General features: G+C 46.4%; 19 protein-coding genes. 12 read left to right on the forward strand and 7 right to left on the reverse strand.

Translation table 11 applies throughout. The annotated features are described in order from the left end of the window. Positions 1 to 134: 134 nt before the first annotated feature. The 6 genes from ON006_RS15690 to ON006_RS15715 all read left to right on the forward strand — a co-directional run bounded on the left by ON006_RS15690 (position 135) and on the right by ON006_RS15715 (position 6,416). Positions 135 to 1,028 (forward strand): alpha/beta fold hydrolase, encoded by an 894-nt coding sequence (locus tag ON006_RS15690; protein ID WP_244822978.1) that lies wholly within the window; start codon positions 135 to 137, stop codon positions 1,026 to 1,028. Between the two features lie 52 nt (positions 1,029 to 1,080). Beyond that, positions 1,081 to 1,845: a DUF72 domain-containing protein gene (locus ON006_RS15695; RefSeq protein ID WP_244822977.1), complete on the forward strand. Its 765-nt coding sequence runs from the start codon at positions 1,081 to 1,083 to the stop codon at positions 1,843 to 1,845. A gap of 58 nt (positions 1,846 to 1,903) precedes the next feature. Next, a complete protein-coding gene (locus ON006_RS15700) occupies positions 1,904 to 2,086 on the forward strand; it encodes a hypothetical protein (protein ID WP_244822976.1) in 183 nt (60 codons plus the stop codon). Positions 2,087 to 2,231: 145 nt separating this feature from the next. Next, positions 2,232 to 3,704: an ankyrin repeat domain-containing protein gene (locus ON006_RS15705; protein ID WP_244822975.1), complete on the forward strand. Its 1,473-nt coding sequence runs from the start codon at positions 2,232 to 2,234 to the stop codon at positions 3,702 to 3,704. A gap of 6 nt (positions 3,705 to 3,710) precedes the next feature. Then, entirely contained in the window at positions 3,711 to 4,205 is a 495-nt protein-coding gene (locus tag ON006_RS15710) for a DUF2271 domain-containing protein (RefSeq protein WP_244822974.1), read from the forward strand. Positions 4,206 to 4,220: 15 nt separating this feature from the next. Beyond that, positions 4,221 to 6,416 carry a PepSY domain-containing protein gene (locus ON006_RS15715; RefSeq protein ID WP_244822973.1) on the forward strand — a complete coding sequence of 732 codons (2,196 nt, stop codon included), beginning with the start codon at positions 4,221 to 4,223 and terminating at the stop codon, positions 6,414 to 6,416. Here the strand turns inward: ON006_RS15715 and ON006_RS15720 are convergent. Both ON006_RS15720 and ON006_RS15725 read right to left on the reverse strand, forming a co-directional pair. After that, positions 6,410 to 7,399, reverse strand: a complete 990-nt coding sequence (locus ON006_RS15720) for an FAD:protein FMN transferase (protein WP_244822972.1) — start codon at positions 7,397 to 7,399, stop codon at positions 6,410 to 6,412. The genes ON006_RS15715 and ON006_RS15720 overlap by 7 nt on opposite strands. A gap of 58 nt (positions 7,400 to 7,457) precedes the next feature. Further along, positions 7,458 to 8,636: a PQQ-dependent sugar dehydrogenase gene (locus tag ON006_RS15725; RefSeq protein WP_244822971.1), complete on the reverse strand. Its 1,179-nt coding sequence runs from the start codon at positions 8,634 to 8,636 to the stop codon at positions 7,458 to 7,460. Positions 8,637 to 8,775: 139 nt separating this feature from the next. On the opposite strand from ON006_RS15725, the gene ON006_RS15730 reads away from it, so the two are divergent. After that, entirely contained in the window at positions 8,776 to 11,322 is a 2,547-nt protein-coding gene (locus ON006_RS15730; RefSeq protein WP_244822970.1) for a TonB-dependent receptor plug domain-containing protein, read from the forward strand. On the opposite strand, the gene ON006_RS15735 is transcribed toward ON006_RS15730, so the two are convergent. Further along, positions 11,315 to 12,511, reverse strand: a complete 1,197-nt coding sequence (locus tag ON006_RS15735) for an MFS transporter (protein WP_244822969.1) — start codon at positions 12,509 to 12,511, stop codon at positions 11,315 to 11,317. The two genes, ON006_RS15730 and ON006_RS15735, sit on opposite strands and share 8 nt — an antisense overlap. A 790-nt stretch (positions 12,512 to 13,301) precedes the next feature. Between ON006_RS15735 and ON006_RS15740 the strand changes: the two genes are divergently transcribed. Genes ON006_RS15740 through ON006_RS15750 form a run of 3 tightly spaced genes read left to right on the forward strand, consistent with a single transcriptional unit; the run spans position 13,302 to position 19,045 of the window. Next, entirely contained in the window at positions 13,302 to 14,384 is a 1,083-nt protein-coding gene (locus tag ON006_RS15740; RefSeq protein WP_244822968.1) for an efflux RND transporter periplasmic adaptor subunit, read from the forward strand. 25 nt (positions 14,385 to 14,409) lie between these two features. Further along, positions 14,410 to 17,616 (forward strand): efflux RND transporter permease subunit, encoded by a 3,207-nt coding sequence (locus ON006_RS15745; RefSeq protein WP_244822967.1) that lies wholly within the window; start codon positions 14,410 to 14,412, stop codon positions 17,614 to 17,616. Then, positions 17,606 to 19,045: a TolC family protein gene (locus tag ON006_RS15750; protein ID WP_244823206.1), complete on the forward strand. Its 1,440-nt coding sequence runs from the start codon at positions 17,606 to 17,608 to the stop codon at positions 19,043 to 19,045. Before ON006_RS15745 ends, ON006_RS15750 begins: the two co-directional genes overlap by 11 nt. 78 nt (positions 19,046 to 19,123) lie before the next feature. Here ON006_RS15750 and ON006_RS15755 read toward each other — a convergent pair whose 3' ends face one another. Both ON006_RS15755 and ON006_RS15760 read right to left on the reverse strand, forming a co-directional pair. Then, positions 19,124 to 19,450 (reverse strand): hypothetical protein, encoded by a 327-nt coding sequence (locus ON006_RS15755; protein WP_244822966.1) that lies wholly within the window; start codon positions 19,448 to 19,450, stop codon positions 19,124 to 19,126. A 49-nt stretch (positions 19,451 to 19,499) separates the two neighbouring features. Next, positions 19,500 to 19,670 (reverse strand): hypothetical protein, encoded by a 171-nt coding sequence (locus ON006_RS15760; RefSeq protein WP_244822965.1) that lies wholly within the window; start codon positions 19,668 to 19,670, stop codon positions 19,500 to 19,502. 273 nt (positions 19,671 to 19,943) lie between these two features. Here ON006_RS15760 and ON006_RS15765 point away from each other — a divergent pair, with 273 nt between their 5' ends. Next, positions 19,944 to 20,252, forward strand: coding sequence for a hypothetical protein (locus tag ON006_RS15765; protein ID WP_244822964.1), 309 nt, complete (start codon positions 19,944 to 19,946; stop codon positions 20,250 to 20,252). 3 nt (positions 20,253 to 20,255) lie between these two features. Continuing rightward, positions 20,256 to 21,314 carry a radical SAM protein gene (locus ON006_RS15770; protein WP_244822963.1) on the forward strand — a complete coding sequence of 353 codons (1,059 nt, stop codon included), beginning with the start codon at positions 20,256 to 20,258 and terminating at the stop codon, positions 21,312 to 21,314. A 47-nt stretch (positions 21,315 to 21,361) separates the two neighbouring features. Here the strand turns inward: ON006_RS15770 and ON006_RS15775 are convergent, their stop codons facing one another. Both ON006_RS15775 and ON006_RS15780 read right to left on the reverse strand, forming a co-directional pair. Next, entirely contained in the window at positions 21,362 to 23,125 is a 1,764-nt protein-coding gene (locus ON006_RS15775; protein ID WP_244822962.1) for a flavin monoamine oxidase family protein, read from the reverse strand. 16 nt (positions 23,126 to 23,141) lie between these two features. Continuing rightward, the gene (locus tag ON006_RS15780) at positions 23,142 to 24,341 is read right to left on the reverse strand and encodes an FAD-dependent oxidoreductase (RefSeq protein ID WP_244822961.1); all 1,200 of its coding nucleotides are present in this window, start codon (positions 24,339 to 24,341) and stop codon (positions 23,142 to 23,144) included. Positions 24,342 to 24,662: the final 321 nt, after the last annotated feature.

Below are 24,662 nucleotides of genomic sequence, written 5' to 3' on the forward strand. Positions count from 1 at the left end.
TGGATCGAAGAGTATCTGTATCAGCAGCATCACTGACATTTGATCAAACAAAAATATAAAATTATTGAACTAATCAAAACGAAGCCGTGAAATGTGCTCCCAACTTTGACAAGGACTACCTCAAACCACATAAAATGAAAAAGTGGTTGCCTTTGCTTCTGCTAATGCTCTCATTCCCTTCCTTTTCTCAGGAAAAAATGGTGAATGTGAATGGTATCGATCATCATTTGCTGACCAAGGGTTTTGAGAAGAGAAAGCCGGGTTCTCCTGTGCTCATTTTTGAGAATGGAATGGGAATGGGCTCTGGCAACTGGAATACAGTGTTCGACGAACTTTCCAAAGTAGCTCCCGTAGTTGCCTATGACAGGCAGAATATTGAAAAATCAGGCAAAATATACCAGCTACCCACACCGCGCCGGGTGGCCGACAATCTCAAAGGGATACTCGGTGAATTGAAAATTGCCCCGCCATATGTACTCGTCGGGCATTCGATGGGCGGAGTTTACATCAGGGCTTTTGCGGGATACTATCCAGATGACGTGGCAGGCTTGGTGTTCGTTGACCCGGCAGATTTCACGGAGACAAAAGACGACTGGAATCAGATTTTCAGAACCATTGGAGTGCCCGAAAAACGGATTGATGAAATGATCTACCAACGGTTGTATGTGGCTTCAAAAGTAGATTCAGTGCGTTATGGGCCATGGAGTGAGGGCCAGGTGTTGACGGAGTTACGCAAAACAGACTTCGCAGAACTCAGCAGTTTGCCGGTTCCCCAGGTACCAATCTACTTCTTTGTCGGTGGAAAATTCGAAGTTCCAGCAGACCGCAGGAGCAAAGATTACAACCATGAATTGTTCTTTGACGTGAAAAATAATTCAAATATGGCAAGGTGGAAAAGATTCATTCATTCCTCTCATAAACCCGGCGCGCTGATTTACCTCACAAATAGCGGTCACTTCATACACCGCGACGACGCCCCGATGGTGATAGGCAATATCAAAATGCTCATCGAGGGCCTGGAAAAGTAAAAATGATCACTGGTTCGGTTTTTGATAATGGCAGTTGTTTATTAAAACAGCCATGCAAAAGAATTCCGAAAGCCAACCTCAATTTTTCTCGGGAACAAGCGGCCTGGTCTTGCCGGTTCGGAACAAATCATTTTTACCGCCGGAGTTTCAAAGCAAGACCCGACTGCGGTATTACTCGACCATTTTCAACAGCATTGAGATCAATAGCACCTTTTACAAGCTTCCTTTGGCTAGAACTATTGCCAAATGGGCCGGTGAAGTTCCTGATACATTCCGGTTTACATTCAAACTTTGGAGAGAAATCACGCACATCAAGAATCTATCTTTTCAGCCTGAGGATGTAGTCCGGTTTATCGAAATCATCAATCAGGTGGGAGATAAAAAGGGATGCTTGCTAGTGCAATTTCCGCCTTCGCTGAAAATTGGCATGGCATCGCAGCTTGAAAAATTGTGTACGGTAATATCGGAGGCAAATGCCGCTAACGCCTGGAAGATTGCGCTCGAATTCCGTCACAACTCCTGGTACCACGAAGATATTTATGACTTGCTTAATGAATTTGGCTTCGGTGTCGTGATCCATGACAAACCGGGCTCCGTCACGCCATTTGGCAGTTCCGACGTTGATTTTACATACCTGCGTTTTCATGGACCAAACGGAGATTACAAGGGACATTACGACGCGGCATTTACTGAGGATTACAGTCAGATGATCCGCGAATGGCTGCATGAGGGGCTGACCGTGTACACTTACTTTAACAACACAATGGGTGATGCCGTCAGCGATCTGCGGCAACTTAACCTTTCCTTACGGAGGTAACAAGGAGACTGGAACGGGAATTTAAGGCCATCAATAATGATCATTCAAATTTAAGAAAATGGGCCTGTTTAAATTAAAAGAAGACGAATCCACTGAAATCGAAATTTTCCCGGAAGAAGTTGATGAGATCGTCCCCGATGCTGATTTCCGGTTTAGCCTGGTGATCCTTAAAAATGGCGACAAGCACTTTATTTATGGAACCGAAAACGAGGTACTGGAAAAATTGAACGATGCGGACTGATACCGGACACCGGCATTAACCACGATAAAAATCAAAATTTCACAAATAATATTATTTAGACTCGTTATCAATTAACTTTGCGCACCTTACCTCGAAAACAGAAGAACGCAAAAGGTAACCCAGCATCTAAATAATAAGTGTTTGTATGAAAAAACTTCTTGTCGTCGCTTGTGCATTATTTTCTATTGCTGCTCAGGCTCAGCAGAATGTGCTTCTGGAACAGTCATTCTGGAAAAATTCCCCAGATGTGAATGCGGTCAAAGCAGAGATTGAGAAAGGAGCAAACCCTTCTCAGTTTAACAATAATATGTTTGACCCGGTCGTGCTGGCGATCAATGCCCAGGCACCGAATGCAACCATTGAATATTTGATGACATTCCCGGGCAATACGGTTGATAAATTGACACATGATGGCCGCATTTACCTGCATTGGGCTGCTATGCGTGGTAATGTAGCATTAATGGAGTCGCTTGTCGCCAAAGGTGCGAAAGGAAATTTTGTGGATGGGCACGGAGCAACTCCTATCAATTTTGCAGCGGGCGGCGGTCAGCAGAATACCAAAGTTTACGATATCTGTCTGGCACACGGCGCTGACCTTAAAAAAGACCTTAACCACGACGGTGCCAATGCATTGCTTATCGCGGTGGCGAATGATAAAGACCTTGCCTTGACCAATTATTTCGTTTCAAAAGGCCTTGATATAAAAAGTACTGACGCTGCCGGCAACAATGCATTCAGCTATGCCGCCCGTGCTGGTAAGATTGATGTATTGAAAACGCTTCTGCAAAAAGGAGTACCTGCCAATTCCAATGCGATATTGATGGCGGCACAAGGATCACGCGCCGGTGCCAATCCTATTGAAGTATATCAATACCTGGAAAGCCTGAACCTGAAACCAACTGTGGTGAGCAAAACTGGTGAAAATGCATTGCATTTCGTCGTACGGAAACCTAAGCAGGAAGAAATTATCAAGTACTTCCTGGACAAAGGCGTTGATGTAAATAACGCCGACGAAAACGGAAATACAGTGTTCATGAATGCAGCTGCCAGCAACCGCGAAACTACTGCGCTCGACATCTTGCTTCCCAAAGTGAAAGACGTTAATCAGGGTAATTCGAAGGGTGTGAGCGCATTAGCCATGGCAGTTCGCAGTAATTCTCCCGAAGTAATCGGATACCTGATCGGCAAAGGCGCCGACATTAATACGACTGATAAGAATGGCGACAACCTGTCTTTCTATCTGGCCCAGTCATACAATGCACAGAAAGCCAGCGAGTTCGATGCCAAAGTCGCAGTTCTTCAGGAAAAAGGTTTCAAAATTGCCGCCCCTGCTAAAAATGGCAATACGTTGTACCATGTAGCTGTGGCCAAAAATGACCTGTCGCTGCTGAAACGCCTGGAAGCCTTGCAACTCGATGTAAATGCGAAGAATGCAGAAGGCCTTACCGCGCTTCACAGGGCTGCTATGGTTTCGAAAGACGACGTTGTGCTTAAATATCTGATATCGATCGGGGCTAAAAAAGATATTGAAACTAACTTCAAAGAAACTGCCTTTGACCTGGCCGGCGAAAATGAATCGCTGTCCAAAAACAATGTAACTGTTAATTTCCTGAAATAATTTTCAATGTCCGACCTACTGAAAGTAACACTCCTTTTTCTGACGCTGACATTCGCCCGGCCCACCAGCACATTGGCGCAAGCCACGGGTACCAGCAAATACAAGTGCATGATCCAGATGACGAATTACATGGGTGAAGGTGCCTATATCGTGATTTCGCTCATCAATAGTAAAGGTGCATATGACAAAACATTGTATGTACTTGGCCCCGATAAAAAGTGGTACAACAGTATCAAAGAATGGCATAAGTTCCACGCCAAAAAAACCGCCAATATCAGCGCAATCACCGGGGCATCCGTTACCGGAGGCGACCGCAGCGTGAATGTGTTCGAGATCGAAAATTCGAAGATCAACGCAGGCTACAAGATCCGGTTTGAAAGTGCTGTGGAGGATAAAGATTACAATGTGAAAGACCTGGAAATACCATTGACCACGGAAGCACTTTCCGCTAAGAGCGAGGGTACCGGATATATCCGCTACGTCCGGTTCAGCGCCAACTAATGTACTGAGTACCTTATGACTATTTCAATATGGAGATACAGCCACCTAGCGTTGGCTGTATCTTCTTTTCTTTTACTGACCCTTGCTTCAATAACCGGTATAGTGCTGTCATTTCAGCCATTATCCGAGAAAATACTACCCTACCGCACCGAAGGTTTCAGTGAAACCACACTCGCGCAAACGCTCCCGCTGCTCCGGAAACAATACCCGGAAATCAGCGAGCTGACGGTCGACAAAAATGATTTTGTACAGATCAAAGGCACGGATGCGGAGGGGAAAAAACTGGTAGCCTACATTGATCCCAAAACAGGTAAAATCCTGGGCTACCCGACCGCGAAAAGTGAGTTTTTTGAATGGGTTACCGCCTTGCACCGCTCGCTTTTCATCCATGAAACGGGCCGGTTTTTGATTGGACTTACTTCCTTTTTGCTGCTATTGATCACCGTTTCCGGTACCATGCTGATCATACAGCGACAGCGGGGATTAAAGCGCTTTTTCACCCGCATCGTCAGGGATAATTTTGCGCAGTACTATCATGTCGTGCTGGGGCGGCTGTCCCTCATTCCGATTTTCATTATTGCACTGAGCGGCACATACCTTTCACTCGCCCGTTTCGGACTCATTGAAACGTCCAAAGTCTCATCGGAAGTGGATTTTGACGCCATTAAATCAGCACCGGTGAAAGATCCGGCTGACTTTGATATTTTCAAAAAAGTAAGGCTTTCGGAAGTACAGAGCATTGAATTTCCGTTTTCGGAAGATCCCGAAGATTACTATACGCTAAAACTCACCGACCGCGAAGTGACTGTGAACCAGATTACCGGCGACATGCTCACGGGAGTTAAATACCCCACAGCCGCATTGCTTACCGAGCTGAGCCTGGATCTGCATACTGGCCGGACTAGCGGGATTTGGGCTATTTTACTGGCATTTGCTTCGGGTAACATCCTGTTTTTCATTTACTCAGGTTTCGCCATGACTTTCAAACGCAGGGCTAACCGGATGAAAAACAAATACACCGCCGACGAAAGTGAGTTTATCATTCTGGTAGGTTCGGAAAATGGCAGCACGTTCGGCTTTGCCAATGCGATCCACCAACAACTGATCGCCGGGGGAAAATCTGCTTATGTTACGGAACTGAATAACTATAAGGTTTTCCCAAAAGCATCGAATATGATTGTGATGGCGGCGACTTACGGACTCGGCAATCCGCCTACCAATGCAGCCCATTTTGCCGCAAAATTAGAAAAGCACAAACAACTGAATCCGGTACGTTTTTCGGTGGTAGGCTTCGGCTCGCACGGCTACCCCGATTTTTGCAAATTCGCTTTTGAAGTCGATAACCTGTTTGCAAAACAGCAATGGGCCGTCCCGACCTTGGAAATACACACGGTTAATGATAAATCCCCGGACGAGTTCAGTCAGTGGGCTGCCGGCTGGTCGCAGCAGGCGGGTGTGGCGCTGAACATATCTTCCGGCTTGCTCACTACCCGGCCCGAAACGCCGCAGGAACTAACGGTGGTTTCTAAGACAGCGGTGTCGGGACCAGGAGAGTCATTTTTAATCAGCCTGCGTCCCAAACGTCGTGCAAAATACACGTCCGGCGACCTGTTGGCGATATACCCTGCAAGTGATCATCGCGAGCGGCTTTATTCTATTGGCAAGGTTGGAGACGACATTCAATTGAGTGTAAAGCTGCACGAAAACGGGATGGGTTCCGATTATTTATATTGTCTTAATCCAGGGAGTGTTATCAGTGCGCGGATTGTCGGCAATGATCATTTTCATTTTCCTCAAAACGCAGGTTCGGTGATTATGATCTCCAACGGGACAGGCATTGCACCATTTCTCGGCATGATCGATGAGCAGAGTGCCAATTCAAATAGCCGTTTGTACTGCGGATTCCGCGATCAGGCCTCTTTCGCACTTTATAAAGCTTCAATCCAAAAGAACCTGGAAGACAAAAAACTGGGCAGCCTGCATGTAGCCTATTCCCGCGAGGGCGAAAAACAATACGTGAGAGACTTGCTGGCGAAGGACGAAGCTTTTGTGGCGGATACCTTGAAAAACAATGGTGTGATCATGCTCTGCGGGTCTTTATCAATGCAAAAGAATGTGGTCGCATTGCTGGAAGACATTTGCCAAACCCATCTTGGCAAAAGCGTCAGCTACTACCAGTCGCACAGCCAGGTACTCATGGACTGTTATTGAGGTTGGTACTGGGAAATGTCAAAGTTTTTAGAAGTAGCGACTTTCCCGGCGTCGGTAATCATTACGCAGCTGAATTCGGGAAAACGGTTGATCAGTTTTAACCCGGTTTCTTTACCCAAAACCATTAGTGAAGTACTGAAACCATTGGCCCTTTCGGCGCTGGGGCCGAAAACTGTCACGCTCGTCAGTCCTGAGGCCGGGTAGCCAGTGGCAGGATTGATAATGTGCGAATAACGCTTGCCATTGAAAGTCACAAACTTTTCGTAGCTCCCCGAAGTCACCACAGCACCTTGCCGAAGCGGTACCACTGCGAAAAGTTCACCCTGATGAACCGGGTCGCTGATACCAATGATCCAGTCGCTGCCGTCGGGTTGCTTTCCCCATGTGCTCATATCCCCGGAACCATTAACAATTCCCGCTTTAATGCCCCTTTTCAACATCATTTCCCGACATTGATCTGCTGCGTAACCTTCGCCCAATGCACCGAACCCGATCTTCATCCCTTTCAGTTTCAGGAAAATAGTGGAATGCGCTTTATCGAGGATAATGTTCTGATAGCCCACTTTTTCAACGGATTTTTTGATGGCTGCAGCAGTCGGCATCACCGTCATGGAGCCATCGAATTTCCAGATCCTGTCCATGGCCGCAAAGCTGATGTCAAAAGCACCGCCGGTTAATTTAGAAAGTTCGAGTGCTCTTTCCGTCAATTCAAAAACCTCTTTATCTACTTTAATGGGGCTAATTCCTGCATTTGCATTCACCTGCGATACCTGCGAAGTGGGTTTCCAATCCGATATCAGGTTCTCGATCCGGGTTATTTCGGCAATGACGGTATCAATATTCATTTCCGCCGCAGCAGAATCCTTCGCCACGATGGTAATGTCGAACCGCCCGCCCATCAGCATAGTAGTCCTCTTCCGCAAAACCTGAGCCTGCAAATCAAGACACCAAAGCATTAGCAAAATAGCAAACCAATTTTTCATTCATTCACTCATTAACTCATTCACTCATTCACTCATTCAATATCACCCCGCCCGAACGCTACTTCCTCACCAGTTTCAAAATCTTCCCCGTTCCATGGTTACAAATATACAGCTCATTGGCGGCGTCGGTCCCGAAAGCTGAGATCTGCCCTACTCCCTCAGCAAGTATCGTGTTTTTGACCGCCTTACCATCTTTCGTTTCCAATGCAAACACGCGGCCGCTCACATAATCTCCAAAAATATATTTTCCCCGAAGCGCAGGAACATTGTTACCCCGGTAAACAAAACCACCGGTAATGGAATGCTCTCCTTTCGACTGTGGCATGTCCAGTACAGGATCGATCAACCCGCTTTCACCACAATCTTTTTTAGGATTGTAGCAGTCGACACTTTCCTTCCTGCGCCAGCCGTAGTTGCCTCCTTTTACAATGATATCGATCTCCTCCCTCGCATTTTGTCCGACGTCTCCCGCCCAAAGTGTATTGGTAGCGTCATCAAAACTGATCCTCCACGGATTCCGTAGCCCGTATGCATAAATTTCCTCTCTAAAACCCTCCTTATTGCCTGCAAAAGGATTGTCTTTGGGAATTCCGTAGTTACCTTTTTCAGTACTATTCACATCAACTCTCAATATTTTCCCCAGAAAAGCACTTTTGTTTTGCCCATTATTGCTGGGATCTCCCCAGCTCCCGCCGTCGCCCGTGGAAACGTACAGGTAGCCGTCTTTGCCAAATTTCACAGCGCCACCATTATGGTTATCAAAAGGTTGATCAAATGTGAATAAAACCGTCTCACTGGCCGCATCCGCCTGGTTTTTATTGGAAGCGCTGACTTTATACCGAACAATCGCGGTTTCAAGCTTACCGCCAGTTTTCCTTGTATAGTTCAAAAAGAAGTAACCATTGTTTTTGTAATCCGGGTGAAAAGTCAGACCGAGTAGTCCCGCTTCGCCGCCATAGCTCACCTTTGATTTAATATTCAGAAATTCCTGGGAAGTAGCTGTGCTGCTGTTATTGTCAAAAACCCGGATCGTTCCTTCTTGTTCCAACACAAACAACCTGTTTGAACCATCGTTAGCATGTGTCAGGTCCACGGGAGACTGGAATGTTAGCTGAGGAAATGCCTCGGTCACCTTCACGCTTTCGTCCGCCACCGGGCCGATACCTTCCCGCGTGGACGACTTACAAGCAATCAGCAATAGTGCCAGCACAACTAGCTTTCGGGAGATTGGTTTCATGGGAGATGGATTTAGGTGGTTCAGATACCGGCTGCGGCGGCCCAATTATATGGCAAATCCGCGAAGGAAAGAAGTGGGATTTTAATTTATTTTCCCTATCGTTGTATCTTCAAAGCTATAACGCATTCAAACGACGCGAATGAAGGCAACTTTTACTTGTATTTTCTGCATTTCCGCTCTCTGGGCAAACGCTCAAACCGGTACCGATACACTCAAAAGTAATGCACTGCAGGAGGTGGTCATCACTGCGTCCAGGGTTAGTGAAAGTATCCTCGTATCGCCGGTAAGCGTCCAAAAAGTAAACCGCAGCACCATTGCATTATCCCCCGCCCTTTCCTTTTTTGATGGGTTAGAAAATGCGCAGGGAATACACATGATCACTCCTTCACTGAGCTTTAAAGTTTTGAATGCCAGGGGATTTTCAAACACGACCAATGTACGTTTTGCACAGCTCGTGGATGGTATGGACGTGCAGTCGCCGCATATCGGAGGCGCTATCGGGAATTCGCTTGGCCCCACTGACCTGGACATTGATAATGTTGAAATTTTGCCGGGTACTGCCTCTGCTTTGTATGGGATGAACACGGTGAATGGTCTGGCCAACTTCTTTACTAAAAATCCTTTCACGTCCGAGGGCCTTTCCATACAGCAGAAAACCGCAGTTAACCACATCAACGACCGCCATAGCAAAGCCAAACCGTTTTCAGAAACAACATTGCGTTTCGCGAAAGTCATCTCGCCAAAATGGGCATTTAAAATCAATGGGGCATTGACAAAAGGATACGACTGGATCGCTTCTGACCAAACGGAGCTCAATGCAAATGCTAACAGCAGCACGCAACTGTTTGGCGCAGATAATCCTGCCCAGGATCCTGTAAACAGCTATGGCAATGAAAGTTCTGACAGAAAAACGATTACGCTTGGCGGAAAAAAGTATGTGGTAAGCCGCACGGGATATCAGGAAATGGATGTGGTGGATTATAACCTGCAAAATATCAAGGCCGACGCCGGTATTTATTACAAAATCGCGCCGGACGCCATGCTGACCTACACGTATCATTTCAGCCAGCTTGACAATGTGTACCAGCGGGCCAACCGTTTTCGGCTGCAAAATTATCTGCTTCAGCAACAAGCCATTCAGTATCAGTCCAGGTCCATTCAGGCGAAGCTGTACATCAATTCTGAAAACACAGGAAGGTCGTACAATCTGCGATCCATGGGCGAGAATATGGACCGCAGCTACAAGCCTGACAATGCCTGGTATGCTGATTTCACGACGGGATTCAACCAATCCGCGGCAGGCGGCGCGACCGTGGCCGCTGCATTAAAACAGGCAAGGGCAGCGGCAGACGCAGGACGATATGTACCTGGTACAGATTCATTTAACCAACAGCTTCAAAAACTCCAGGACATCAACAACTGGGACGTCGGCGCGGCGTTACGGGTAAAAGCAAGCCTGGTACACGCCGAAGTGCAGGCAAACCTGACAGAAACTTATTTGCATTCTCTCAAAACCAAATACGACATTGACCTGCTCATCGGGGCCGACCATAGAACGTATATCATTGTTCCGGATGGTAATTATTTTGTAAATCCGGTAGCCGGTAAAGAAGGCAAAAACATCAGCTACGGCAAAACAGGCGGCTTCATTTCAATCAGCAAAGGATTGATGCAAAGCAAATTAAAGCTGGGGGCCATTTTACGGGCCGATAAAAACGACTATTTCTCTACCACATTCAACCCCAGACTGAGCGCGGTTTACAGTCCTGTTTACGACCATAATTTCAGGGTTTCGTTCCAAAGCGGCTACCGTTTCCCGAGCATTTTTGAGGCTTACAGCAATGTCAATAGCGGCGGTGTAAAACGCGTGGGCGGACTGCCGGTTATGTCCAGCGGGATTTTCGAAAATGCATGGCTGGCTACCTCCATTACCGCATTCCAGAACGCGGTACTTGCCGACATTAATCAGAATGGTTTGTCTCAGGTTGCGGCCATTGAAAAGAACAAAGGATTGCTCAAAAAGAGCCCGTACACCTACATGAAACCCGAGCACGCCCGTACATGGGAGGCTGGTTATAAAGGCCTTTTTTTCAACAAAACCCTTTATGCAAATGCGGATATGTATGTGAGCCGGTTCAGCAATTTTATCGCTCAGGCCAATATGAATGTGCCCAATTCAAAAGATGCAGCAACGATTCCGGTTGATTTGTATGATAAAGCAAAACAGTCGCCGTACCGGATGTATACCAACTCACAGTCCATTATTTACAATTACGGGTTCAGTGCTGGTTTGAATTATCAATACAAAAAAGACCTGATCATTTCGGTCAATACCACTTTTGCAAAACTAAAAAACGCGGAGAAACAGGACGGGCTGGAAGACGGATTTAATACCCCGAAATGGATTTATAATATCTCCCTGTCGAAGAAAAACCTCATCAAAAACACGGACGCGACGATAGCTTACAAATGGCAGTCGGGCTACTACTCGCAGACATTTTTGGTAACGGGCCAGGTACCTTCCTACGGCAGCCTCGACGCGCAGGCGACTTACCATTTGCCAGCGGTCAAAAGCATCATTAAAATCGGCGCGAGCAACCTGCTGAACCATTATTACAACTCATTCCTGGGCGGCCCATCGGTCGGTGGAATGTACTATGTGACCGTGGGGTATGGCATCAACTAGCCTGTTTGCTCAATGGACGAATATCACTGAATACCAACACGATAGCAACCAACCCGATAATGAAAAAGCTTACAACCAGTGGAAAAACACCATTGACCATAAAATGACTGATGACTGACCCCATGGACGCCCCGATAAAAAAGAAAGACGTTCCATAAATAGCCGAGGCCATACCTGCCATATTGCCCATTGGTTCCAATGCAAGGGCACTGCTGTTGGGCTCCACGGCCAGGTTAATGGCCATCAGCAACGCTACTGAAATAAAGAACAGCCGCATTCCCGGCGGATCACCGAATGTGAAAGTAAGCACCAGCAAAATCCCTCCGACAATCGTGTACAGAGCGAGTAACCACTTCATCGTCCGCTGCGCCCCAAACCTGGAAGAAAGCTGGGAGTTCAGCAACGAACACATGGACATTAACAGACCCATACCAGCAAAAATCCAGGCAAACAACTCCGGCCGGCCGTAGATCTCCCCAACAATGTGCTCGGAACTGGCCACGTAGGAGCTTAATGCTGTAAAAAGGACGGTGGTAATGCCGGTATAGCGAAGAAAAATCCGGTTACTCACGACTCTCCGGACCGACAGGCCGATACTTTTCCAGTCAAGCGAAGCGCGTTGCTCGCGTGGAAGTGATTCTTCCATTCTGAGCGACCAGAGAAAAACGATCACGGCAAAAAGTGGAGGCGTAAGAAATACCATCTGCCAGGAGAAAACAGACAGAATAGCCAATCCTAAAAAGGGCGCGAGTACCGGAGTGAAAAGGAATATCGTAAAGATCAATGACATGATGCGGGCCATTTCATCGCCTACGAAGCGGTCGCGAACACCGGCAATGGTCGTCATAAAAACGGCTGAGGCACCTACTCCCGCCAGAAAACGTGCTGCGAGCATGAGTTCCAGCGTCGGCGAAAAAGCTGCGGCGATTCCTCCGATGATGTAAAGCGGGAACCCGATCCGCAGGATAACCAGTCGCCCGAAACGATCAGAAAGTGCCCCGAAAATGATCTGCGCCACCTGCCCCATGAAAAAGAACGAGATGATCTGTGCAGTAGCCGTCGATTCTGGCCCTAATCCCAGATGCGTCCGGAGCTGTCCGAATGCAGGAAGCATAATGTCAATCCCCAAAGCTGTCAGCGTCATGGTGCAGGCAGACAACGCAATAAACTCGGCGGGTTTCATTTTCATGGTGTTTCTGTTTTACATCAAAATTAGTGTCTTAATGCGAAGCCGACGGGGTGTAAAATAGACTTTAAACAGGGCTATTTCAGACAAAAATTTAACCAGACGACGCTTCTATTCATCCTTATTCTTATACAGTCGCCGTCATTTGCGCAACCTGCCCAGGCAATTTTAATGTCTTTTTAACACGCTTTTAACATCTTATTAAGGATAGTATGCGGTTTTTGTATTTAAATACAAAAGGGCCACTTCTATGAAAAATCTAATTTCGTTGAATTCCCTGGTCAGGTAATCGACCTGACACCAGACGCCCCCCTAGCAGATGACAAAAGCACTAAAGACATATCTATTAACACTGTTTACTCTGTTACTGAGTGGATATGGCCTACTATATGCTCATTTTAGTCAAGGCCCGATACTTGATTCTTCAACAAAACTTCTTAAAAAATCAACATATTCTGTCTTCACTCCCAACCCCGTTTCCGAGTCCCTGGCCGTCAGGTACGGATCGACTGGAAGGAGGGAAATGGTTAAAATTTATTCTGAGAAAAATGAAGAGGAGCTTGATAAACTGATTTTTCTGCCTACATACGCGGATATCAGCCATTACTTCACTGCATTTTACAATCCGACATCCGGACATTTTTTCTCCGGGGTAGCACGTTGCTTACCGCTTTGCGAACATTGGTTTCATTCGTCATCGGACCGGTGTATTGCGCTTCGGGTGATCCGGGTCTGATCTGAACTTAAACAAAAATTACAGGCAAATTATATATTATCAAATAGCAAAATAATCATGAAGAGAATTCTCATGGTCCTCAGTTTGTGCGCGTTACTAACACATACAAGCTGTGAATCCAAAAAAGAAGAAAAGGAAGAAGAAACCGACTTCCTGGTTACCAGTCCTCTACAGAAAGACACACTGATCACAAAAGATTATGTAAGTCAGATCCGAGCGATCAGCCACATTGAGCTGAGAGCCCTGGAAAAAGGTTACCTGCAAAAAATCTACGTAGACGAGGGGCAGTTTATCAAAAAGGGACAGCTGATGTTCCAGATCATGCCAATGCTTTACCAGGCTGAGCAGCAAAAAGCACAGGCAGAAGCCAATTTCGCGGAAATCGAATATAGAAATACGAAGTCGCTGGCGGACAGCAATGTTGTTTCCAAAAACGAGCTTGCCCTCGCCAAAGCCAAATTGGACAAAGCGAAAGCGGAGCTGGGATTGGCTACGACGCACCTTGGTTTCACCGAAATCAGGGCACCGTTTGACGGTATCATGGACCATTTTCAGGTTAGGCTCGGAAGCCTTGTGGACGAAGGCGATTTGCTGACGACCCTTTCCGACAACAGCGAGATGTGGGTTTATTTCAATGTACCGGAAGCTGAGTACCTGGACTATAAGGCCAACGAAGCAACGGCAGGAATGCTGAATGTGAGCCTGCGGATGGCTAATCAGCAATTGTTCCCGCACACCGGCGTGGTCAAAACGATTGAGGCGGATTTTAACAACGAAACCGGTAACATCGCTTTCAGAGCTACATTCCCCAACCCGAAGAGACTTTTGAGACATGGCGAAACCGGTAACATACTCGTAACCGTCCCTTTTAAAAATGCGCTGCTTATCCCGCAAAAAGCCACATTCGAAGTGCTTGAAAAGAAATATGTTTATGTCCTGGACAAAAACAATATGATCCGGTCAAGGGAAATAAAAATCGAAGCAGAGCTTCCGCACATTTTTGTCGTTAAATCCGGTTTAGCAACGACCGACAAAATCCTTCTGGAAGGGCTGCGTCAGGTACATGAAAACGAAAAAATACATTCCAAATTCGTGCAGCCCGATTCTGTCATCTCCCATTTAAGTCTATATGCCGAATAATCAGGTATCTTAAAAAGCAAAACACATGTTTAATCAATTCATACGAAGACCTGTATTTGCTATTGTGATATCGATCATGATAGTATTTATAGGCATCCTGGCGATTGAGAAATTACCTATTTCTCAGTTCCCGGACATTGCCCCGACGACCGTCAATATATTTATAGCTTACCCTGGTGCCAGTGCTGATGTATTAGTTAAATCCACGCTGATTACGCTGGAACAGGCGATCAACGGGGTTCAGGATATGCGGTACATCGCTACCGACGCAACCAGTGCGGGGGAGGCGACGCTGAGGATTATCTTCGAGCCCGGGACCGACCCCAACGTGGCGGTAATCCGGGTCAAAACGAGGGTGGACCAGGTTATGCCGCTTTTGCCTGAACTTGTTCAACGCGAAGGGGTTATCATCTCGCCAGTTCAGCCTAGTATGTTGATGTACGTCAACCTTTATTCGAAAGAAAAGAGCATTGACGAAAAATTCCTTTTCAATTATGCTACCGTTAAAATGATCCCTGAAATTCAGCGGACCAAAGGTATTGCACGGGCGCAAATATTGGGTAGCAGGAGATATGCGATGCGTCTCTGGTTAAATCCTGAGCGTATGCGTGCCTACAGCATCTCGACGGAAGAAGTAATGAAGGCCGTAGGCGAACAAAGTATAGTGGGCCGCCCTGGCCGGATCGGTCAAAGCTCGGGTATTGCAGCACAGTCGCTGGAATATGTACTTACCTACAAAGGCCGGTACGACAAGCCGGAAGAGTATGAAAATATCATTGTCCGGGCCAAGTCAAATGGTGAAAGTGTCCACCTGAGAGACATTGCCAAAGTGGAGCTGGGTAGTGAATTCTTTGATATTTATTCCAATTTGGATGGTCACCCGTCTGCGGCTATCGTGTTGCGGCAAAACTATGGTAGTAATGCCAGTGACGTAATTGAAGAGGTTAAAAAGAAGCTGGATGTGATGAAAGAATCCTTCCCGCCGGGCGTGGATTACAAGATCAGCTATGACGTTTCCCAATTTTTGGATGCGTCTATCGAGCAGGTTATTGATACCTTGCGGGATGCATTTATCCTGGTTGCATTGGTTGTATTCATATTCCTTGGCGACTGGCGTTCTACATTGATCCCGATCCTTGCGGTACCGGTATCTCTCATTGGGGCGTTCTTTGTGATTCAGGGTTTTGGGCTTTCGATCAACCTGATCACGCTTTTTGCCCTTGTACTTGCGATCGGTATTGTGGTCGATGATGCCATAGTCGTCGTCGAGGCTGTCCATGCGAAGTTTGAAGAAGAGCCGGGTATATCACCTTACAATGCGGTAAAGAAAGTACTTTCTGAGATCAGTGGAGCGATTATCGCGATCACAGCGGTAATGGTGTCAGTATTCCTTCCGATCTCATTCATGTCCGGTCCGGTCGGTACGTTCTACCGTCAGTTCTCGATCACTATGGCAAGTTCGATCGTCATTTCGGCTTTGATCGCCTTGACTTTGACGCCTGTATTGTGCGCCATGTTGCTGCAAAATCACCATGGACATCCGAAAAAGAAAAACATGCTTACGAAAGCCCTGGACAGCTTCAACCGGGTGTTTGACAAACTTACCGGAGGGTATGTGAGCCTTTTGAGACGAATCGTGAGCCGCAGAGTGGTTACGTGGGGCGTATTGCTGGCATTCTGTGCGGGTATCGTGTACGTAAATAAAATTTTGCCGGCAGGATTTATCCCCAACGAGGATCAGAGTACGATCTACGCGATTATCCAAACACCTCCGGGTTCTACGCTTGAAAAAACGAACGAAGTTTCCAGACGTCTTCAGAAGATCTGCGAAGAGGTTGAGGGAATCGAGTCGGTATCTTCGCTGGCGGGTTACGAGATCATGACAGAAGGCCGCGGTTCCAATGCCGGTACCTGTTTGATCAACTTGAAACCGTGGCATGACCGTGATAAGAACGTGAAGGAGATCATGGAAGAACTGGAAGCCGAAACAAGGGGACTTGGCGCCGTAGTTGAATTCTTTGAGCCGCCAGCAATTCCTGGTTTCGGTACCTCAGGCGGCTTCTCCATGCGTTTGTTGGATAAAACAACCGATACGGATTACAGCGAGTTTGACAAGATCAATAAGAAGTTCATGGGAGATTTGGGCAAGCGCCCCGAGCTTACCGGCTTGTTTACCTTCTTTGCGGCGAATTATCCGCAGTATGAATTGCAGATTGACAACCAGCTTGCCATGCAAAAAGGAGTGTCTATCGGAAAAGCAATGGATAACCTCAACATCATGATCGGTAGTACTTACGAGCAAGGTTTCACCAGGTTTAACCAGTTTTTCAAAGTGTATGTGCAGTCTGATCCAAGTTTCAGAAGGCTCCCATCCGATCTTTTAAAGCTTTTTGTTAAAAATGATGCCGGAGAAATGGTTCCTTACTCGTCGTTCATGACACTTAAAAAAGGACAGGGACCTAACGAGATCACCCGTTTCAATTTGTACAACTCAGCAGCCATCCAGGGTCTTCCGGCCAAGGGTTATACAACAGCGGATGCCATCCAGGCGATACGTGAAGTTGCCGCCAAGACCTTGCCAAAAGGGTACGACATTGCATTTGAAGGTCTTTCTTACGACGAATCGATCCGTGGAAATGAGTCTCTTGTCGTGTTCATGATCGTACTTGCCTTTGTATATTTTGTATTGGCAGCGCAGTACGAAAGTTTCATCATACCATTCGCGGTGGTGTTATCGCTGCCGGTTGGGGTGTTTGGTTCGTTCCTGTTACTAAAAATGATGGGACTGGAAAACAATATTTATGCCCAGATCGGATTGATCATGCTCGTTGGTTTGCTGGGTAAAAACGCCGTACTGATCGTCGAATTTGCGGTGCAGAAGCGACAGCAGGGAGAAACGATCCTGAATGCAGCCATCGAAGGGGCCAGAGTACGTTTCCGTCCGATCCTGATGACTTCCTTCGCTTTTGTTGCAGGATTGATACCATTGATCATTGCAACGGGTGCAGGCGCGATCGGGAACCGTACCATCGGAGCTTCGGCCATGGGAGGTATGTTATTCGGAACGATCTTCGGGGTAATCATCATTCCTGGGTTGTATGTGATATTCGGCACGTTGGCCGATGGCAGAAAAATGATCAAAGGTGAAGAAGATGGCTCATTGTCAGAAGAGTTTGTCCACGCAATCGACGCTTTTTCCCCAACTAAAGATACTCAAAATGATCACGAATAAAAGAATATTAAATTGGGTTGGGATAACCTTTGTTGCCTTGGCTTATACCGGGTGCAATGCGCCGTCGATGGTTCAGAAAACACCTAATCTGGCTGTCTCCGCGAGCTACAACAATGTGCAGGGAACAGATTCCACCAATACCGGCAAAGTGAAATGGAGAGATTATTTCACGGACCCGAACCTCAATGCCCTGATTGATACCGCTTTTAAAAACAACCAGGAGCTGAACATTACGTTGCAGGAAATTGAGATTGCCCGCAACGAAATCAGGGGCCGGAAAGGGGAATACCTGCCATTTGTGGGTTTGAGAGGCGGTGCCGGGCTTGAAAAAGCTGGTCGCTATACGCAAATAGGTTCCAGCGAAGCCACCACGGAAATCAAACCGGGCAAAGAGACACCGGAGCCCCTACCCGATTTCGGCGTCAATTTGGTTGCACGATGGGAAGTGGATATCTGGCATAAATTGCGGAATGCAAAAAAGGCGGCAGTATCCAGGTATCTGGGCTCTATCGAAGGTAAGAATTTCATGATGACCAATCTGGTTTCTGAAATCGCCAACTCTTACTACGAGCTGCTTGCACTGGACAGTCAGTTGAATATCGTGAAGCAAAACATTGATATTCAAACAAACGCGCTCCGAATTGTCAAAATGCAGAAAGAGGCAACCCGGGTAACCGAACTGGCAGTACGCAGGTTTGAAGCGCAGGTGCTGAACACCCAGAACCGCCAGTATGCGATCCAGCAACGGATTGTGGAAACCGAAAACCGGATCAACTTCCTTCTGGGACGCTACCCGCAGCCGGTCCTGAGAAGCACAGGGAATTTTGAGACGCTGGTACCGACCGTAATGCAGGCGGGGATTCCTTCCCAACTCCTTCAAAACCGTCCGGATGTACGTCAGGCGGAACAGGAACTGGCAGCAGCTAAGCTGGACATTCAGGTAGCAAGGGCGAATTTCTATCCTTCACTGGGTCTTTCGGCAGCACTTGGTGTGCAGTCATTTAACCCGATTTTCCTTGGGAATATCCCCAAATCGCTGATGGCTAACCTGATCGGAGACATGGTGGGGCCGCTGATCAACAAAAACGCGATCCAGGCTACCTACTATACTGCCAATGCCAAACAGATCCAGACCGTTTACAATTACGAACGCACGGTTTTGAATGCATACATTGAAGTGGTCAATCAGCTTTCCAACATTAATAACCTGTCGCAAAGCTATGATACGAAAACCCGCGAAGTGCAAGCGCTGACCGAGTCCATTAACATCGCTAACAGGCTGTTCAGCTCAGCCAGAGCGGATTATATGGAAGTCCTCCTTACGCAACGTGAAGCACTGGAATCCCGTTTCGACCTGATCGAGACCAAGATGCAGCAGATGCACGCGACGGTCAATATTTACCGTGCATTGGGTGGCGGTTGGAATTGATTGGAGTATTGTTGATAGAAATGAAAATGCCGTCTCAAATTTTTTGGGGCGGCATTTTTTATAACAAACTCGCAAACATTACCTCGCTGCACTTCGGACAGCGCGGGATTCGTAAGATCTGGCTGTGTAAAGTTGGTCTTTTATTAATTTCAAACCATTCAATTCCGGCACTACGATAATGCTTCCATCAGGAACAACGCCCCGGTCAATCCAGTTGGAGAGCCTGGATGGCTTGATATTATACTTTTTACAATAGTCAGAAAGTGTCATCCATTCTCTCAACTTATATTCCTTATCCATGATAACCAGCTTGCTGTTAGTGAAGTCCATCAGCATTGATTCAACCTCATCCAGCTTTTTATTAACCTCTACAAATACGGTATTTTTCTCTTTTACAGTTTCCATTTATATAATAGTTTATGCGGAGCTACACTAATGTGACTCCTTCCTTGTTCTACATTTTCAAGACATTTTTTAAAGTCTCTCTCAAATACTTGATCCTTTCAATAGTTTGCTGATATTCTCCTGCGGTAACATTTTCAGGAGTGTTTATCAGTAGGTTTTCAGCTTCCTCGATTATCTGTCTCAGCTCTTCCACCAATTGTTCTTTCCTCGTTTTGCTCATCTATTTAGCGTGTGTTTAATGGTTGCTTTAAAGATAATATTTGTGAATTAATTTCACAAATATTATAGCAAATCGCATTTCTTCTCCCAATGAAACTCTCACACTAAGTAATTCCTCCCACCTAAGGTAGAAACCCCCGATTTTCACGACGAGTAATTGTACTCTTTTATTGATATATATAAATAATCAAATTTACATCGCTACATAACTAGCCGTGCAGTGCCCCCGCACGTATCGTGGGGCTTTGTTCATTTTTTTAGCAAAAATTACTTTATGCAAGAAATTGACAAGTTCGAGGCGGCCCTAATGGCCAAGCTCGAAAAAGGCGGATTGGATAAGGTGGCCTTGAAAAAAATCTCCTCTTCTATTATTGGCCTCAAAAATCAGGGCCTGGTGATCGATCGGGTTTACATCAAAGGACAGCCTGGGTACAGTCGCGTTCTGATCAACGGTATTGTCGATCCTGAATTTTGGAGAAAATTCGGATCTGCGAACACGCCCTTCCGAAGATTTATGGTGTTTCCGTACGGAATCATTAACCCTGAGGGATTCCGGTTTGAGGGAATTGTTGAAAGTTACTGAGCCATGCAAAAGGATATCAATTCCTTTTGCGAATCTGTCGGGCAGCCGCCCGACAGATTTCGCACCATTCAGATTCACCCGACCAAAAAGTGCAATCTGACCTGTCTGCATTGTTATTCCAGTTCCGCTCCTGGTTATCATGACGTTCTGGACTTAGCCAATCTGAAAAGCTTTCTTGCCTACGCTTTTGACAATGGTTTTAACAACATTTCGGTCTCAGGCGGAGAGCCGTTTCTATACAAAGATCTTGAAGAATTATTACAGTTTTCAAGATCCATCGGATACCAGAATACGCTGGCATCCAATGGCATGCTGCTACGGTCGGAGCGGGCAAAAAGGATACTGGATTTTGTCGATCTTATCGCCATTAGTGTGGATGGGCCGCAACCGCTTCATGACAAAATAAGGAACCAGGCGGGTGCATTTGATAAGATGTGCCAGGGACTGGAAGTTCTGAAAGACCTGGACAAACCGTTCGGAATCATACATACCCTTACTCCGGAAAGCTGGACATCATTGATCTGGCTGGGTGAATTTGCAGCTTCTAATGGAGCCAAATTACTTCAACTACATCCATTGGAAATGTATGGCCGTGCATTGGATACGCTGACCAGTGAGGCGATTGACGATGACCTGGCTCACAAAATGTTTATCCTGGGCCATTATCTGGTAAGCAAATATAGCGACCAGCTGGTCGTACAGCTGGACATGCTCCACCGCGACTACTTATTGGCACATCCGCAGATCGTGAGCGGATTTGAACGAAGCTGCGGACAAAGCGGAAAGCTGGCAGACTTGCTTGATACGATCGTCATAGAGGAATCGGGAACGATACTGCCCGTTTCATATGGCTTCAACCCGCGCTATTCAATAGGAAATATTTCCAATTTCTCAATGTCTGCATTTGAAGATTTCGAAAGACAGTCTATCCCTGACATTAAGGATATTTTCAAAAACACATTATCCAGAATAGCTGAATATGGCACCCGGGATATTGTCAACTGGAACGAGCTCTTAATTGAAGAAAGCCATCGTTCAATGGAGGTTGGAATTGAAATTTAGCCAAAGAGGTTGCCCTGTTTGAATGAGGCAACCTCTTCATACAAAACTTACCAGCCCAGATAATAGTCTTTGTTCAACCAAACCGGCCGTTTCATACCGAAATGCTCCTGTAACATTTTTTCCGCTTCGCAAAAGGCGCCTTCCACCCAGCCCTGCTGATCGGAATACGCCTCGCCGCAGATATGGATTTGCTCTTTGGGATCGGGCTGCCTCATATAAGGCATCACGTCCTTAACCGATACTCCTGCTTTCCACGCGTGGTACCCTGCCCCGAATGGATCGTCAGTCCAGTCTCTGAAATAGGTAACATATGGCTCGGGGATTTCCACCATTTTACCATGTAACTCCCTGAGCTGGTTCATTATTTCGTCAACCATTAACTGTGTGGCCTGTACCTCATTCAAAGCTTTTAATTCGCTAAGCGATGCGGATTTGGCAGCCCTTACTTTGAATAAAACCGTGTCCTCAGACAATGCTTTCCAGAAAGTCTCGGTCTCCATATCCCCGTAGCTTCCGAGCAACATCGAGTTATCCGTCACCGGATCCGTGCCGAAATAGTAGCATTGTCGCATCGGAAGGTCGGTAATAGAATGCCCCGAATCTATACCAAGTTGCTTCCACCAAGGATGCTCGAAGCCCATTAGTATCTTGAAAGCAGGCTCCATGATCGTAGACTGTATGTTTCTGTCGAGCTCCGCGTTTTCATTGACATTGAAAAAGAAGTTGTCCTGATCCAAAAGTTCCAGTGACTTGCGCGGCATGGCCAGAATGATCGAATTCGCACATACATTCCAGATCAAATTGGTTCTCAAATTCAGGAAGGAAAGCTCGTATTTGTGCGTCTTCTGATTGATGTGATCCTTCGTGAATGTAACAAGTTTATTTTCAGACCATATGCACGCACCCTTCTTAGCTATGTATTGGTTCGCCAGCGCATAGGCAATGCTATCATAGCCTTCCTGGATCGTTTTGTAAACAACATCCGCAGAAAAATCCCCTACCATGTAAGGAAACGCCTCTGCCGCATTCCAGTTGATGGTATTGGAATAATAACCACCTGCATTGGCTACAAAAGAATACCCTTCCTGTGATACCTGGTCTTTAATCAGGTTCCAGAAACCAAGGTCATTTACTTTCCGGCCGTCGTACGGAGAACCCTTGAAGTTATACGTCAGCTTGGGTTTGATATCGTCCCAATCCCGGCTCGTCAGCATAAACGCGAAGTCATATTCCGACGGACCCTTCGTTATTTTCTTCGCATATTTTTTTGCGCACCAGGGATCAGCCATTAACACTTCATAAATGATCTTGTTGAACAACTGATCGGAGCTAAAACCAAGATCATCGTCATTCAGGTAATACCGGGTATCCAGCTTTTCGCCGTACCGCTGCGCAATATTCCATGCATCCTGTTTGAAATGCTGCTTTCGAAGATAGAACAGCAGCTCGGCCGGGTTACCCATCGGAAAATCCACCGGGGTCATCTGATCGGTGAGGACAGGTTTTCGTTTAGCAGGGTCCTTTTCCGTAAGCGGATAACCTTCGATCAATGTGGTCACAATTTCCTGAGAGGTGAGGTAACGCATTCCGCCCAGCTCTCCCCAGAAATTCATCCCCGGCAATATCACCGATTCCAGCCGGCCGCCCAGTCTGTCGTTCAAGTCGAATATCTGGACCTGGTCGGCCGTATATGTTTTGTCTTCCGTGAGCCGGTATGCACTGTATAAACCAGATGTTCCGGCCCCGATAATGGCTACTTCGATTTTCATCCCTGGCGCTGTGCCGTTGTTGAGTGGTGTATTCTTGTTCATTGTTTGTGATGTTGTGCTAAATGGCTTTAAAATAGTTATATCCCAATTTGAATGGCGTGATATCGAATGTAGAATGTCCGTCGAGAGCGAGTTCTGTCAATATTTGGCCCAGAAACGGGGTAAACTTCGCAGCCCATCCGGTTGCATACACGACGATATTCTTGTTGTTTGGCACATATGGTGGCGCAAAGTCGATCAGCAACTCCTTGTTTGCGATCTTGCTCAATTCGATCAGACAGGTGGAGGTTAATTCGGGCACAGGTTCCAACCCGGTCATGTGATTTTTGACCCATTCGGCAGTGTATGCCAGCTCCTGCGGGTTAGGTACCGATGTTCTTTCATCGGGACTTGATAAAGGATTGATCACAAAATCCGGTGCTACCCTGATGTACTCGGGATGGTCCCAAACCACGCCGGGAAACCCATAAAACTGATTCCCGTTCTGGCCAATGGCATTCTGAAAAACAAACCATGTGGGATATTGAATGGACGGATCGGTCTTTTTGAAATAGGCCGAAGACATATTCCAGTAAGTAGCCTCAATTTTGAATTTCAGCAAATTAATGACGCTATCTACATAGGGCCCCGGCGTAATCACCAGTTTTTCAGATATATATGTTCCTTTTGGTGTCGTAACCTCAAACAATTTACCATTCTGCTTGATCGCCGTGACAGGCGATTCGTCCTCCAAAGTCACATAAGGACTTCGCTGACCAGCCTCGTACAAGGTTTCAATGGTTGCCTTGAAATCAATGCTCGCACCATCCGGCTGAAAGAGACCGGTGTAGGTATCGGGCAGGTTTTTGAAATGATATTTTGCTTCAATTTCCTTTGAAGTCAGCGTGGTATAGGGAACATTCGCAGCGTTGAGCGCTTTTTCCGCCTCTCCGATATTTCCCTCTGTTGAATGCACCGCCGGATCCCCGAACCAAAGCGTACCGACTTTGTCAAGTAATTTTTTGGACGTGTGGCTTTGCAATTCGTCCCAATAAGGTTGGGCGTCCACGGCCATTTGCACCATATACTCTTCGGGATATGGAATGCGGTATTGTCTCGAAACACCAGCGGAACTACCGAGCTGATTTTTGAACTGAAATTGCTCCAGTACCAGCGTTTTGCTGCTTCTTTTACTTAAATGATAAGCCGTGGAAAGCCCCATGGCGCCACCACCAATGACGATCACATTAAAGTGACGGTCTGTTTCTTTTGTCATCATTACGCATGTTTATTGTGAAGAGGAAAAACCGGAAATGTGCGCTGCTGGCAGCGATTCAATTCCCGCAAGAATAGAATTAATTATACTTTTTTAGAAAATATTTTAGTTTCTACAAATTTATATGACAAAGTATATATACAACTATTACTACTTTTCAACTTATTTAACGGTAAATGGCATACTTATCGAACGTAGATTTCACTCATAAAACCAAGAACCCCGGCATCAGTGATACCAGGGTTCTTGGTTAAACGTAGATGTAACTTTAATGCACCTCGGGAAATTTTTGAGGGAATATCCTCATCTTAAACAAACAAATCC

Source organism: Dyadobacter pollutisoli (assembly GCF_026625565.1).
Taxonomy (GTDB): Bacteria; Bacteroidota; Bacteroidia; order Cytophagales; family Spirosomataceae; genus Dyadobacter; species Dyadobacter pollutisoli.

Excerpts from the sequence above, each read along its gene's own strand:
- ON006_RS15745 (WP_244822967.1), top strand. The coding sequence starts at position 14,410 with ATGTTTAATCAATTCATACGAAGACCTGTATTTGCTATTGTGATATCG.
- ON006_RS15690 (WP_244822978.1), top strand. The coding sequence starts at position 135 with ATGAAAAAGTGGTTGCCTTTGCTTCTGCTAATGCTCTCATTCCCTTCC.
- ON006_RS15710 (WP_244822974.1), top strand. The coding sequence starts at position 3,711 with ATGTCCGACCTACTGAAAGTAACACTCCTTTTTCTGACGCTGACATTC.
- ON006_RS15720 (WP_244822972.1), bottom strand. The coding sequence starts at position 7,399 with ATGAAAAATTGGTTTGCTATTTTGCTAATGCTTTGGTGTCTTGATTTG.
- ON006_RS15740 (WP_244822968.1), top strand. The coding sequence starts at position 13,302 with ATGAAGAGAATTCTCATGGTCCTCAGTTTGTGCGCGTTACTAACACAT.
- ON006_RS15695 (WP_244822977.1), top strand. The coding sequence starts at position 1,081 with ATGCAAAAGAATTCCGAAAGCCAACCTCAATTTTTCTCGGGAACAAGC.
- ON006_RS15775 (WP_244822962.1), bottom strand. The coding sequence starts at position 23,125 with ATGAACAAGAATACACCACTCAACAACGGCACAGCGCCAGGGATGAAA.
- ON006_RS15760 (WP_244822965.1), bottom strand. The coding sequence starts at position 19,670 with ATGAGCAAAACGAGGAAAGAACAATTGGTGGAAGAGCTGAGACAGATA.
- ON006_RS15765 (WP_244822964.1), top strand. The coding sequence starts at position 19,944 with ATGCAAGAAATTGACAAGTTCGAGGCGGCCCTAATGGCCAAGCTCGAA.
- ON006_RS15770 (WP_244822963.1), top strand. The coding sequence starts at position 20,256 with ATGCAAAAGGATATCAATTCCTTTTGCGAATCTGTCGGGCAGCCGCCC.
- ON006_RS15715 (WP_244822973.1), top strand. The coding sequence starts at position 4,221 with ATGACTATTTCAATATGGAGATACAGCCACCTAGCGTTGGCTGTATCT.
- ON006_RS15725 (WP_244822971.1), bottom strand. The coding sequence starts at position 8,636 with ATGAAACCAATCTCCCGAAAGCTAGTTGTGCTGGCACTATTGCTGATT.
- ON006_RS15755 (WP_244822966.1), bottom strand. The coding sequence starts at position 19,450 with ATGGAAACTGTAAAAGAGAAAAATACCGTATTTGTAGAGGTTAATAAA.
- ON006_RS15705 (WP_244822975.1), top strand. The coding sequence starts at position 2,232 with ATGAAAAAACTTCTTGTCGTCGCTTGTGCATTATTTTCTATTGCTGCT.
- ON006_RS15735 (WP_244822969.1), bottom strand. The coding sequence starts at position 12,511 with ATGAAAATGAAACCCGCCGAGTTTATTGCGTTGTCTGCCTGCACCATG.
- ON006_RS15700 (WP_244822976.1), top strand. The coding sequence starts at position 1,904 with ATGGGCCTGTTTAAATTAAAAGAAGACGAATCCACTGAAATCGAAATT.
- ON006_RS15730 (WP_244822970.1), top strand. The coding sequence starts at position 8,776 with ATGAAGGCAACTTTTACTTGTATTTTCTGCATTTCCGCTCTCTGGGCA.
- ON006_RS15780 (WP_244822961.1), bottom strand. The coding sequence starts at position 24,341 with ATGATGACAAAAGAAACAGACCGTCACTTTAATGTGATCGTCATTGGT.